The organism is Pseudomonas rossensis (genome assembly GCF_039888995.1).
Lineage (GTDB): Bacteria > Pseudomonadota > Gammaproteobacteria > Pseudomonadales > Pseudomonadaceae > Aquipseudomonas > Aquipseudomonas rossensis.
Genome location: NZ_JBBWCB010000025.1, coordinates 19,219 through 31,700, shown reverse-complemented (window position 1 = coordinate 31,700; position 12,482 = coordinate 19,219). Strand labels below are relative to the sequence as shown.

Sequence of the window (12,482 nt, the reverse complement as noted above, 5' to 3'; positions counted from 1 at the left end):
TGGTATGTGGGGTGACGGAGATATGTGATCAACACTGATCCCCTGTGGGAGCGAGCTTGCTCGCGAAGAGGCCGGCCCAGGCGCCACAAAATCCAGACCAAAATAAACCGGCCCTAGAGCCTAATGCCGATCAGTTAAGCAATTTCAGCTGCAACGCACTTCCTTGTAGCAGCTGCCGAAGGCTGCGTTCGGCTGCGCAGCAGTCGTGAAATCAGACGATGCGGTGTTTCAGGAAGACCGCAAACCCAGGTTTTACGACTGCTGCGCAGACGAACGCAGGCTTCGCCAGCTGCTACGGATTGTGTCGTTCCTTAACTGATCGGCATTAGCCCTAGAGCCGGTTTATTTGTTTCTGCCCTCAGGCTGCTTGCGCTGCCTGGGCCTGACGCACCACCGCTGCCAGCCGTTTGAGCCCTTCGTCCAGCCGTGCCGCGTCGATGTGGCTGAAGTTCAGGCGCAAATACCCAGGATTGTTGTCCGGTTCGGGGAAGAACGGCTCGCCCGGCATAAACGCCACATCCGCTGCCAGTGCGGCCTTGAGCAACGTACGCGTGTCCAGCGGCTGCTTGAGAGTCAGCCAGAAAAACAGCCCGCCCTGCGGCACGTTCCAGTCCGCCACATCCGCAAAATGCGTTTCCAGGGCTGACTGGAACGCGTCCCGACGAACCCGGTAAAAGTCCCGCAGCTCGCTCAAGTGATGCTGGAATTTGTCGGTGCCGATCCACTGCAGCGCTTGCCACTGGCCCACGCGATTGGTGTGCAGGTCGGCCGATTGCTTGAGTTTCAGCAAGTGCGGAAAGAGATCCGGACTGGCGATCAGATAGCCGACTCGCAGCCCGGGCAACAGGGTTTTCGACACGGTGCCGGTGTAGATCCAGCTGGCCTTTTTCAAGCGGCTGACAATCGGTGTGGCGCTGCCACCGTCGAAAGTCAGCTCGCGGTAAGGCTCGTCTTCGATCAAGGTCACGCCGAACTCATCCAGCAAGGCTGCCACGGAATCGCGCTTGGCTTCGCTGTAGCGCACGGCCGAAGGATTCTGAAAAGTCGGGATCAGGTAGATGAACGCTGGACAGTGTTTTTCCAGACGAGTACGCAGTTGCGCCAGGTTCGGGCCATCAGCTTCCAGCGAGACAGTGATGCATTCGGCGCCGAACAGCTGAAAAATCTGCAACGCCGCCAGATAAGTCGGCGCTTCGAGCAAAATCTCGGTGCCTTTGTCGATGTACAGCTTGGCCGCCAGATCGAGGGTTTGCTGGGACCCGCTGACCACCAACACCTGACTCGCCTCGCAGGGTACGCCCAACGCCCGTGACTCTGCTGCCAGCGCTTCACGCAGCGCAGGCTCACCTTCGCTCATGCCGTATTGGCCCGTCGACAGCGGCATGCCGGCCCACTCGACTTTCGGCAGCATGGCTTCGGCCGGCAAGCCGCCAGCGAACGACATCACTTCCGGGCGCTGGGCGGCGGCGAGGATTTCACGGATCAAAGAACTTTTAAGGCGCGAGATACGTTCGGAAAATGCCATGGGGTCACCGGTAGCGAGGCCTGAATAAAATGAGTCAAACTGGTTGACCGAAATTACGACAGACCGAACGGATACGTCAATATGCTTGACCTTAAAAACCCCGCGACTCAGCAACAGGCGATGGAAGCGTTTTTCTTCGGTTATCAGGCGTTCACCGCGAAAGCCGACGAAATGCTCGAGCGTCGTGGCTTGAGCCGGGTGCATCAACGCATTGTGTTTTTCATCGCGCGCTACCCGAACTTGAGTGTCAAGGAACTGCTGGCATTGCTCGGGGTGACGAAGCAGGCGCTGAACATTCCGCTGCGTCAGTTGGTGGAGGTGCATCTGGTAAACAGTGTCGCGTCCGAGACCGACAAGCGTAAGCGGTTGCTGGAGCTGACCGACGATGGTGCTCGGTTTGAGCAGTCGTTGCGGCGTGAGCAGGTGAAATTGCTGGAGCGGGTGTTTGCCGAGGCTGGGGAGACGGCGGTGAATGGGTGGCTGGCGGTGAATCTGGCTTTAGGAAAAACCCAAGTCCTCGCAGACTGATCGTCTATAGCCGATATATCCCGATCAACAAACTTTTCGTCTACAAAATCAAAAACATTATTTGCTTTATTTGTATACAAAAGCATAATCCACTTCGTGCGAGTTCCTGACCAAGCGGTCAACAAATTCGCAAGTGCCTCAAAGGGCCGCTGCCACCCTCATGGGTCCGGCCCTGGAAATAAAAATAAAACTCTTGAGGAGTACTCGCTGTGGAAAGCCGCAAATCCGAAGCCCCGACGCTGGACCTCTCGCCGCCATTACGCAATGGCTGGCTGGAACGCCTCTTCAAACTCAGCTTGCATGGCACCACGGTGAAGACCGAGTTGATTGCCGGTCTGACAACCTTCATCACGATGGCTTACATCATCTTCGTCAACCCGAACATCATGGCTGACGCCGGCATCGATCACGGCGCCGCGTTTGTCGCCACCTGCATCGCTGCCGCGCTGGGTTGCCTGTTGATGGGCCTTTACGCCAACTGGCCGGTCGGCCTGGCGCCGGGCATGGGCCTCAACGCCTTCTTCACTTACACCGTGGTCGGCACCATGGGCTACAACTGGGAAACCGCCCTTGGCGCGGTGTTTGTTTCCGGTGTGTTGTTCATGTTCCTGACTTTTTCCCGGATCCGCGAATGGCTGCTCAATAGCATCCCGGTGAGCTTGCGCTTTGCCATGGGCGCCGGTGTGGGCCTGTTTTTGGGGCTGATCGGCTTGAAAACCGCGGGCATCGTGGTCGACAGCCCGGCTACCCTGATCAAGCTCGGCTCCCTGCGCGAACCTGGCCCACTGCTGGCAGCCATCTGCTTCCTAATGATCGCCGTGCTCAGTTACCACAAAGTGTTCGGTGCGATCCTCATCAGCATCATCACTGTGACCCTGGCCGGTTGGGGCCTGGGCCTGGTGAATTACGGAGGGATCATGTCGGCCCCGCCGAGCCTGGCTCCGACCTGGATGGCCATGGATGTCGCCGGCGTGTTCAACATCAGCATGATCAGCGTGGTGCTGGCCTTCCTTTTCGTGCACATGTTCGACACCGCCGGCACCTTGATGGGCGTCGCTCAGCGCGCTGGTTTGGTGAACGCTGACGGCAAGATCGAAAACCTTTCCCGCGCCCTCAAAGCCGACAGTGCATCCAGCGTGTTCGGTGCGGTGGTCGGTGTTCCGCCGGTTACCAGTTACGTGGAAAGTGCCGCTGGCGTAGCCGCGGGTGGTCGGACTGGTCTTACTGCCGTGACCGTAGGTGTGCTATTTATTGCCGCCATGTTTTTTGCACCACTGGCTGGCATGATTCCCGCGTATGCAACCGCCGGTGCACTGATTTATGTGGCGATGCTGATGATGGGCGGCATGGCTCACATCGAATGGGACGAAGCGACCGACAGCATTCCGGCGATCGTCACCGCGATCATGATGCCCCTGACCTTCTCGGTCGCCGACGGTATTGCGCTGGGCTTTATCACTTACGTGGTAATGAAAGCCTGTACTGGTAAGCACAAGGAAATTTCCATCAGTCTGTGGGTGCTCTGCGCGATCTTCATTGCGAAGTTCGTTTTCTTGTAAGCCGTCTACGTTTCAAAACAGTGTTTCAAAACAGCCTCACCCCGTCGGGTGGGGCTTTTGTGCAAATGGAGGAAAGTGATGAGTCTGGAAACCTGGCTGCTGTTCAGCGGCGCTGCGCTGGTGGTGATCCTGATCCCGGGGCCATTGTCTTTGCTGATGATAAGCAACAGTCTGAATTACGGTTTGCGTCGTTCTTACCCGGCGTTTCTGGGTGGCGTGATTGCGTCGATCTGCTTGCTCAGTGCGTCGGCGCTGGGATTGGGAGCCTTGCTGCTGGCATCGGAACAGTTGTTCAGCGCCCTGAAGATCGTCGGGGCGCTGTACCTGTTCTACCTGGCCTGGCAGAGCTGGCAGCAATCGCGCCTGCCCTCCCACGGCGCTGAAGTGCCCCAGGCTGCGCCAGGGCCACGCTTTCGCGCACTGTTCGGGCGCGCGTTTATGTTGGGCGCCAGCAACCCGAAAGACATTCTGTTCTTCGCCGCTTTCCTCCCGCAGTTCCTCAGTGCCGAGCAGCCGTTCCTGCCGCAGTTGCTGGTGATGATTGCGACCTGGACCGTGCTGGATTTGCTGTGCAAGTTGGCGTATGGGCTGGGTGCCCATGGTGCAGCGCGGTATCTGCGCAGCGGCAAGGGTCAGAGCTGGTTTAACCGGGTGAGTGCGGGATTGTTCAGTGGTGCCGGCGCTGCGTCTCTGTTGAGCCGATAACAGCAAGATCAAAAGATCGCAGCCTTCGGCAGCTCCTACAGGGAAACGCATTCCAATGTAGGAGCTGCCGAAGGCTGCGATCTTTTGCCTTATCTACAGGCAAAAAAAAGCCCGCAGTGTGAGCGGGCGAAAGACCAAAGAAGCTATATGCGCAGGATTTTTGGGGGGAAAGTCCTAGCTTCCTCTGTAGGTCGAATAGCTGTACGGCGAAATCAGCAATGGCACATGGTAGTGATCCTGTTCCGCAGAGATGCCAAAACGCAGCACCACCACATCCAGGAACGCGGGCTCTGGCAGCTGAACGCCACGGGCGCGGTAGTAATCGCCCGCATGAAACTGAACCTGATAGACCCCGGAACGGTAGTCATCGCCTTGCAGCAGCGGTGCATCGACCCGGCCGTCGCTGTTAGTGACTGCTGTGGCCACCAGTTCCAGCTGAGAACCTTCAACGCGATACAACTCGACCTTGATCGAGCTGCCCGGGCAACCATGTGCAGCGTCTAAAACGTGAGTAGTCAAACGTCCCATTGATTCTGCGCGCCTGCCTGCGTGGAGCAGTCAGACCTCGCGCCTCCCGAAGTCAGTTGAAAAGGAGACCGCACCGATTCGGAGCACGAAACGCTGCGGCGAGCGACTGATTAAGACACTTTTCAAAAAAATTGTACACAATAAAAACAACATATTTACCACTAGACCCGTCATTCAGGGATTCCCGCCGAATCTGCCACCGAGCCATAGGATCAAAGGACCTTCCATCCATTAGCTGACCAATCAGGCAGGTTTCTTGCAATAACATGTGAAGATGACAGTCAGTGAAAAATGCAAAAAAACAGGCTTACAAAGTGTATGTAAAGTTGTATACAATCAGCCCATCGCTGTGACGCCAGCCTGTCATCACACTGCAGGCCGCCACACAAACTGTTACCACGAATAAGAAGGAAGACTGCAGTGAGCGCTGACTACCCACGCGACCTGATCGGTTACGGCAGTAACCCTCCTCACCCACACTGGCCGGGCAATGCCCGCATCGCCTTGTCCTTCGTGCTCAATTACGAAGAAGGCGGCGAGCGCAATATCCTGCACGGCGATAAAGAATCCGAAGCCTTCCTTTCGGAAATGGTCTCGGCGCAGCCGCTGCAAGGCGCGCGCAACATGAGCATGGAATCCCTTTACGAGTATGGCAGCCGTGCCGGCGTCTGGCGGATTCTGAAACTGTTCAAGGAGTTCGACATTCCTCTGACCGTCTTCGCCGTGGCCATGGCCGCCCAACGTCACCCGGACGTGATCCGCGCGATGGTCGATGCCGGCCACGAGATCTGCAGCCACGGCTATCGCTGGATCGACTACCAGTACATGGACGAAGCGCAGGAACGCGAGCACATGCTCGAAGCGATCCGCGTCCTCACCGAAATCACCGGTGAGCGCCCACTGGGCTGGTACACCGGCCGCACCGGCCCGAACACTCGCCGACTGGTGATGGAAGAAGGCGGTTTCCTCTACGACTGCGACACCTACGACGACGACCTGCCCTACTGGGAACCGAACAACCCGACCGGCAAGCCGCACCTGGTGATTCCGTACACGCTGGACACCAACGACATGCGCTTCACCCAGGCCCAGGGTTTCAACAAGGGCGACGATTTCTTTGAATACCTCAAAGACGCATTCGACGTGCTGTATGCCGAAGGCGCCGAAGCACCGAAGATGTTGTCGATCGGCCTGCACTGCCGTCTGATTGGCCGTCCGGCGCGTCTGGCCTCGCTCAAGCGCTTTATCGAATACGCTAAAAGTCATGAACAGGTGTGGTTCAGCCGTCGCGTCGACATCGCTCGCCACTGGCACGAAACCCACCCGTACCAAGGGGCCGCGAAATGAGCCACTTCCAAACCCTGAAGCCCTCGACCCTGAGCCGCGACGCGTTTGTCACTACCTTCGCCGACATCTACGAACATTCGCCATGGGTGGCCGAAAAGGCCTTCGACCTGGGCCAGGACGCTTCGATCGACGAGATCGAAACCCTGCACCAGCGCATGAGCGACATCCTGTTGAGCGCCGATCACGAAAGCCAATTGGCACTGATCAACGCTCACCCGGACCTGGCCGGCAAAGCTGCCGTCCAGGGCCAGCTTACCGCAGCCAGCACTGAAGAACAGTCTGGCGCGGGTATTCACCAATGCACGGCCGAAGAGTTCCAGCGCTTCACCGAGCTGAACGACGCCTACAAAGCCAAGTTCAAGTTTCCCTTCATCATGGCGGTAAAAGGCAGCGACCGGCATCAGATCCTCGCAGCGTTCGAAACGCGCATTCACAACCCGGAAGACACCGAGTTCAAGTGCGCGCTGGCGGAGATCAACAAGATCGCCCTGTTCCGATTACTGACCCTATAGCGAGCAGCCCTTGTGAAAAGCCCGGGCGTTTAAAACGCGAGAACCAAGGGCACTGCAAGCATCATCCCAAGCCAACTAATTAAAGGCAGACAAGAAGAATGAAAGCTTACGCCGTACCTTTCGAGAAGTTCGTCAACCTGGCCGACGCCCGCCTGGGCACCAAAATCATCTCGGTCACCGATGACTGGTTCGCTGATGCCAACCGCCTGTTCCAGCCGACCCCGGCTGTGTGGAAGGAGGGCGTGTTCGATGACAACGGCAAGTGGATGGACGGCTGGGAGTCGCGCCGCAAGCGCTTCGAAGGCTACGACAGCGCGGTGATCCGCCTGGGCGTACCGGGTTCGATCAAAGGCGTGGACATCGACACTTCATTCTTCACCGGCAACTTCCCGCCGTCGGCCTCCCTGGAAGCCTGCTTCCTGGCCTCGGGCGAGCCGGACGAAAACACTCAGTGGACTGAAGTGCTGTCCGCCGTCGAGCTGCAAGGCAACAGCCACCACTACCACGAAATCAACAACGACCAGGCGTTCAGCCACCTGCGCTTCAACATCTACCCGGATGGTGGCGTGGCCCGTCTGCGTGTTTACGGTATTCCGTTCCGCGACTGGTCCGCTGTGGGCGACAACGAGCAAGTTGACCTGGCAGCAGCCCTGAACGGTGGCCGCGCCCTCGCCTGCTCCGACGAACACTTCGGTCGCATGAGCAACATCCTCAACCCAGGCCGTGGCATCAACATGGGCGACGGCTGGGAAACCGCACGTCGTCGCACGCCAGGCAATGACTGGGTCATTGTCGCGCTGGGTCATGCCGGCGAAATCGAGAAAGTCATCGTCGACACCCTGCACTTCAAGGGCAACTACCCGGACACGTGCTCGATCCAGGGCGCGTTCGTGAAGGGCGGCACCGACAGCCAGATCGAAACCCAATCGCTGTTCTGGCGCGAATTGCTGCCGGCGCAGAAACTGGAAATGCACGCCGAACACACCTTCGCCGAGCAGATCAAGGCACTGGGCCCGATCACCCACATCCGCCTGAACGTGTTCCCGGATGGTGGTGTTAGCCGCCTGCGGGTATTGGGCAAGGTCGCTAAATAAGCGCTGAACCCAATCGCGAGCAAGCTCGCTCCCACATTTGACCGCGTTTCCCTGTGGGAGCGAGCTTGCTCGCGATAGCGTCAGAACAGACAACAACGAATTCAAGGTAAGAAGACCAGCATGCGCACATTGACGATTGAACCGCTGACCAAAGAAGCCTTCGCCCCTTTCGGTGACGTGATCGAAACCGACGGCAGCGATCACTTCATGATCAACAACGGTTCGACCATGCGCTTCCATAAACTGGCGACGGTGCAAACCGCCACGCCAGAGGACAACGCGATCATCAGCATCTTCCGCGCCGACGCGCAGGACATGCCGCTGACCGTCTGCATGCTGGAGCGTCACCCGCTGGGCAGCCAGGCTTTCATTCCGCTGCTCGGCAACCCTTTTCTGATCGTGGTCGCGCCACTTGGCGATGAACCTGTATCAGGCTTGGTCCGCGCCTTCGTCACCAACGGCAGGCAGGGCATTAATTACCATCGCGGCGTTTGGCACCATCCGGTGCTGACGATCGAAAAGCGGGATGACTTCCTGGTGGTTGATCGCAGTGGTACAGGCAATAACTGCGATGAGCATTTTTTCAAAGAGGATGAGCGTTTGATCCTCGCCCCCCACCAATAAGAGAAGGTCTGATCACTCGACAACAGAGTGACAGGCGAGAGGTAAAGACTGTGGAAGCACATCTGTTGGAATGGCTGAACCTGAGCGTGCGCTGGGTTCACATGATTACTGGCGTGGCCTGGATCGGCGCGTCGTTCTATTTCGTCTGGCTGGAAAACAACCTCAATCGGGTCAACCCGAAAAGTGGCTTGGCGGGCGATTTGTGGGCGATCCACGGCGGCGGTATCTATCACCTGGAAAAATACAAACTGGCCCCACCGACCATGCCGGACAACCTGCACTGGTTCAAATGGGAAGCCTATTTCACCTGGCTGTCGGGGATCGCGCTGCTGTGCGTGGTGTTCTACTCCAACCCGACGCTGTACCTGCTGGCACCGGGCAGCAGCCTGACCGGCCCTGAAGGGGTCGCACTGGGCATCGCTTCGTTGTTCGTCGGCTGGTTCGTCTACTCCTTCCTCTGCGACTCGGCCCTGGGCAAACGCCCTGCCCTGCTCGGCTTCATCCTGTTCGTGCTGATCATTGGCGCCGCTTACGGCTTCAGCAAAGTGTTCAGCGGTCGTGGTGCGTACCTGCACGTCGGCGCGATCATCGGCACCATCATGGTCGGCAACGTGTTCCGCATCATCATGCCGGCGCAACGCGCACTGGTTGCCGCGATTGCCGAGAACCGCACGCCGGATCCGGCGCTGCCGGCCAAAGGCTTGCTGCGTTCGCGTCACAACAACTACTTCACCTTGCCAGTGCTGTTCATCATGATCAGCAACCACTTCCCGAGCACCTACGGCAGCCAATACAACTGGCTGATCCTGGCCGGGATCGCGGTGTTGGCGGTGTTGGTGCGTCACTACTTCAACACCCGTCATGACAGCCACAAATTTGCCTGGACCCTGCCCGCTGCGGCAGTGGGCATGATCTGCCTGGCTTACGTGACTGGCCCGGCGCAGATGCCGAGCGCTCCTGAAGTGGCCAAGGCGCCCGGCACCATCGAGTACCAACCGTTGCCGGAGACTGCCCTCGGTGGTGGTGCCAAACCTCAAGCGGCGAAACCTGCTGCACCTGCCGCTGCACCGGCTCAGGCGTCCAACGCCGGCCCCGGTTTCGACAAGGTTCACGACGTGATCCAGGAACGCTGCACGGTCTGCCATTCGGCCAAACCGACCAGCCCGCTGTTCAGTGCCGCACCGGCCGGCGTGATGTTCGACACCCCCGAGCAGATCCGCCAGAACGCGGCGCGCATCCAGGCGCAAGCCGTCACCAGCCAGATCATGCCACTGGGCAACATCACCCAGATGACCCAGCAGGAACGTGACCTGATCGGTGCGTGGATTGTTCAGGGAGCTCCCACCAATTAACCGTTGAAAAGCTTCGCGGGCAAGTCTCGCTCCTACAGGGTCCACGCTGACCTGTAGGAGCGGTGCTTGCCCGCGAATGGCCGCACTGCGGTCAACCTGATGCACAAAATCACAAGAATAAAAAAGATCCGAGGTGTTGCATGTCCGAGCTATCCAAAGCGCGCATCCCCGACGCACCCGCCATTCAGCGTTTACCCCTTTTGCAATTGATCCTGGTCGGTCTGCAACACGTTTTGCTGATGTACGGCGGAGCCATCGCGGTGCCGCTGATCATCGGACAGGCCGCTGGCCTGAGTCGTGAAGAAATCGCCTTCCTGATCAACGCCGACCTGCTGGTGGCCGGGATCGCTACCATCGTGCAGTCGCTGGGCATCGGCCCCATGGGTATCCGTATGCCGGTGATGATGGGCGCCAGTTTCGCCGCTGTCGGCAGCATGGTCGCCATGGCCGGCATGCCGGGCATCGGTCTGCAAGGGATCTTCGGCGCGACCATCGCCGCCGGATTCTTCGGCATGATCATCGCGCCATTCATGTCCAAAGTCGTACGCTTCTTCCCGCCTCTGGTGACCGGCACAGTCATCACCTCGATCGGTTTGTCGCTGTTCCCCGTGGCCGTCAACTGGGCCGGCGGCGGTGCGGGCGCCGAGCAATTCGGCTCACCGATTTACCTGGCCATCGCCGCACTGGTGCTGGCAACCATTCTGCTGGTCCATCGCTTCATGCGCGGTTTCTGGGTCAACATTTCCGTGCTTATCGGCATGTGCCTGGGTTACGTACTCTGCGGCCTGATCGGCATGGTCGACTTGAGCGGCATGGCTCAGGCGCCTTGGCTGCAATTCGTGACCCCGCTGCATTTCGGCATGCCGAAGTTCGAACTCGCACCGATCCTTTCCATGTGCCTGGTGGTGGTGATCATCTTTGTCGAGTCCACCGGGATGTTCCTGGCGCTGGGTAAAATCACCGGCCAGGACGTCTGCCCACGAATGCTCCGTCGCGGCTTGTTGTGTGATGCCGGCGCCTCGTTCTTCGCCGGCTTCTTCAACACCTTCACCCACTCTTCTTTCGCGCAGAACATTGGCCTCGTGCAGATGACCGGCGTGCGTTGCCGCTCGGTGACCATCGTCGCCGGCGGTTTGCTGGTGGTGTTGAGTTTGTTGCCGAAAGCGGCGTTTCTGGTGGCATCGATTCCGCCCGCCGTACTGGGTGGCGCAGCGATTGCGATGTTCGGCATGGTCGCCGCCACCGGCATCAAGATTCTTCAGGAAGCCGACATCGGTGACCGTCGCAACCAGTTGCTGGTGGCGGTGAGCATCGGCATGGGGCTGATCCCGGTGGTCCGTCCGGAGTTCTTCGCCCACCTTCCGATGTGGATGAGTCCGATCACTCACAGCGGTATCGCCATGGCCACGCTCAGTGCGCTGTCGCTGAACCTACTGTTCAACATCCTCGGCGGCGCTGAACGCGCGGCCATCAACGACTGCCACGCTCACCCGCACTGACCCACCAACACCAAAAACCTTGTGGGAGCAGGCTTGCTCCCACAGTGGAAACTCCTGCGCCTCAAACAATAAAAACAAGAGGGAGCAACAGATGATTCGGACACAGACAACCCTGCTGTTGGGCGGTGCTCTCCTGGCCGCCAGCCAGGCCATGGCCGGCGATTTGCTGCTGTGGCAGACCAACAGCCTGAGCTATCTGTATGGCAAGGATTTCGCGGTCAACCCGTCGATCCAGCAGACGATAACCTTTGAGCACGCCGACCGCTGGAAGTACGGCGACAACTTCCTGTTCGTCGACAGCACGTACTACAACGGCGAGAAAGACCGGAACAAAGGCGTTCACGCCTATTACGGCGAGTTCAGTCCGCGCCTGTCTTTCGGAAAAATCCTCGACCGCCGTTTCGAATTCGGCCCGATCAAGGACGTGTTGCTGGCCATGACCTACGAGAATGGCGAAGACGACACCGAGGCCTATCTGATCGGCCCCGGTTTCGACCTCGCGGTACCGGGCTTCAATTTTTTCACCTTGAACTTCTACTATCGCCAGACCGAAGGCTCGCGTCCCGGCGACGATGTCTGGCAGATCACGCCGGCCTGGTCCTACACCCTGCCATTGGGCAACTCGAACCTGTTGATCGACGGCTACATCGACTGGGTCGTGGATAACGACCAGAACTCACAGGGCACCTACCACGCCAACCTGCACTTGAACCCGCAGATCAAATATGACCTGGGGAAGGCCTTGGGCTGGCGGGAGAAACAGGTGTACGTCGGCGTCGAATACAGCTACTGGAAAGACAAATACGGCATCGAAAACAACGCCAAACTCGACACTAATGAGAACACCACCAGCCTGCTGGTGAAGGTGCATTTCTAGATGATCCGCAACCGTGCTCCAAACCTGTCATCGGTGCGCTGTTGCGGGGCACTTGAGACCTGGCCAAGGAGTCAGTATTCTCCGCGGCCGCCCGAATTTGGTCTAAAAAAAAGCCCGGATTTAATTCCTGACCATAAAGCCAACTTATCCCGGCACTGGACGGTACCAAGGCACTCCAAAACCACTCTCAATCGACTGCTCTTGAGCCGCCGAACGGGAGTTTTTTGGCTTTTCAAAAGCCTTGGCTCAGCTCTTGCTAACAGCACTGAAGCTGACCGATTGGATGATTTTTTACAGCTAAAGAAAAAGGCGCCACACCAGAGCGCCGACCT

12 protein-coding genes are annotated in these 12,482 nt (G+C 58.5%); 10 read left to right on the top strand and 2 right to left on the bottom strand.

What is annotated here, in order from left to right; all coding sequences use genetic code 11:
- Positions 1-358: 358 nt before the first annotated feature.
- A complete protein-coding gene (locus WLY71_RS09600) occupies positions 359-1,525 on the bottom strand; it encodes an aminotransferase-like domain-containing protein (RefSeq protein ID WP_347803370.1) in 1,167 nt (388 codons plus the stop codon).
- Between the two features lie 81 nt (positions 1,526-1,606).
- Between WLY71_RS09600 and WLY71_RS09595 the strand changes: the two genes are divergently transcribed.
- The 3 genes from WLY71_RS09595 to WLY71_RS09585 all read left to right on the top strand — a co-directional run bounded on the left by WLY71_RS09595 (position 1,607) and on the right by WLY71_RS09585 (position 4,317).
- Entirely contained in the window at positions 1,607-2,053 is a 447-nt protein-coding gene (locus tag WLY71_RS09595; RefSeq protein ID WP_347803369.1) for a MarR family winged helix-turn-helix transcriptional regulator, read from the top strand.
- Positions 2,054-2,262: 209 nt separating this feature from the next.
- Positions 2,263-3,612: an NCS2 family permease gene (locus WLY71_RS09590; RefSeq protein WP_403141619.1), complete on the top strand. Its 1,350-nt coding sequence runs from the start codon at positions 2,263-2,265 to the stop codon at positions 3,610-3,612.
- A gap of 78 nt (positions 3,613-3,690) precedes the next feature.
- Entirely contained in the window at positions 3,691-4,317 is a 627-nt protein-coding gene (locus tag WLY71_RS09585) for a LysE family translocator (protein WP_347803368.1), read from the top strand.
- Positions 4,318-4,491: 174 nt separating this feature from the next.
- On the opposite strand, the gene uraH is transcribed toward WLY71_RS09585, so the two are convergent.
- Entirely contained in the window at positions 4,492-4,845 is a 354-nt protein-coding gene (gene uraH / locus WLY71_RS09580; protein ID WP_111449004.1) for a hydroxyisourate hydrolase, read from the bottom strand.
- A gap of 420 nt (positions 4,846-5,265) precedes the next feature.
- Between uraH and puuE the strand changes: the two genes are divergently transcribed.
- The 7 genes from puuE to WLY71_RS09545 all read left to right on the top strand — a co-directional run bounded on the left by puuE (position 5,266) and on the right by WLY71_RS09545 (position 12,150).
- On the top strand, positions 5,266-6,192 hold the full coding sequence (puuE, locus tag WLY71_RS09575) for an allantoinase PuuE (protein ID WP_347803367.1): 927 nt from the start codon (positions 5,266-5,268) through the stop codon (positions 6,190-6,192).
- Complete coding sequence (gene uraD, locus WLY71_RS09570; RefSeq protein WP_347803366.1) at positions 6,189-6,704, top strand: 2-oxo-4-hydroxy-4-carboxy-5-ureidoimidazoline decarboxylase; 516 nt, start codon at positions 6,189-6,191, stop codon at positions 6,702-6,704. The genes puuE and uraD overlap by 4 nt, the downstream gene beginning before the upstream one ends.
- Before the next feature lie 98 nt (positions 6,705-6,802).
- Positions 6,803-7,798 (top strand): allantoicase, encoded by a 996-nt coding sequence (alc, locus tag WLY71_RS09565; protein ID WP_017339775.1) that lies wholly within the window; start codon positions 6,803-6,805, stop codon positions 7,796-7,798.
- Positions 7,799-7,918: 120 nt separating this feature from the next.
- A complete protein-coding gene (locus WLY71_RS09560) occupies positions 7,919-8,422 on the top strand; it encodes an ureidoglycolate lyase (RefSeq protein WP_109628737.1) in 504 nt (167 codons plus the stop codon).
- A gap of 50 nt (positions 8,423-8,472) precedes the next feature.
- Positions 8,473-9,774: a urate hydroxylase PuuD gene (locus tag WLY71_RS09555; protein ID WP_347803365.1), complete on the top strand. Its 1,302-nt coding sequence runs from the start codon at positions 8,473-8,475 to the stop codon at positions 9,772-9,774.
- Between the two features lie 140 nt (positions 9,775-9,914).
- Entirely contained in the window at positions 9,915-11,273 is a 1,359-nt protein-coding gene (locus tag WLY71_RS09550) for a nucleobase:cation symporter-2 family protein (RefSeq protein ID WP_347803364.1), read from the top strand.
- 91 nt (positions 11,274-11,364) lie between these two features.
- Positions 11,365-12,150, top strand: a complete 786-nt coding sequence (locus tag WLY71_RS09545) for an outer membrane protein OmpK (RefSeq protein WP_347803363.1) — start codon at positions 11,365-11,367, stop codon at positions 12,148-12,150.
- The last annotated feature ends 332 nt before the right edge of the window (positions 12,151-12,482 follow it).

What these genes read in the sequence shown, in the direction of transcription:
- alc (WP_017339775.1), top strand. Translation starts at nt 6,803, where the DNA reads ATGAAAGCTTACGCCGTACCTTTCGAGAAGTTCGTCAACCTGGCCGAC.
- WLY71_RS09585 (WP_347803368.1), top strand. Translation starts at nt 3,691, where the DNA reads ATGAGTCTGGAAACCTGGCTGCTGTTCAGCGGCGCTGCGCTGGTGGTG.
- WLY71_RS09600 (WP_347803370.1), bottom strand. Translation starts at nt 1,525, where the DNA reads ATGGCATTTTCCGAACGTATCTCGCGCCTTAAAAGTTCTTTGATCCGT.
- uraH (WP_111449004.1), bottom strand. Translation starts at nt 4,845, where the DNA reads ATGGGACGTTTGACTACTCACGTTTTAGACGCTGCACATGGTTGCCCG.
- uraD (WP_347803366.1), top strand. Translation starts at nt 6,189, where the DNA reads ATGAGCCACTTCCAAACCCTGAAGCCCTCGACCCTGAGCCGCGACGCG.
- WLY71_RS09560 (WP_109628737.1), top strand. Translation starts at nt 7,919, where the DNA reads ATGCGCACATTGACGATTGAACCGCTGACCAAAGAAGCCTTCGCCCCT.
- WLY71_RS09550 (WP_347803364.1), top strand. Translation starts at nt 9,915, where the DNA reads ATGTCCGAGCTATCCAAAGCGCGCATCCCCGACGCACCCGCCATTCAG.
- WLY71_RS09595 (WP_347803369.1), top strand. Translation starts at nt 1,607, where the DNA reads ATGCTTGACCTTAAAAACCCCGCGACTCAGCAACAGGCGATGGAAGCG.
- WLY71_RS09545 (WP_347803363.1), top strand. Translation starts at nt 11,365, where the DNA reads ATGATTCGGACACAGACAACCCTGCTGTTGGGCGGTGCTCTCCTGGCC.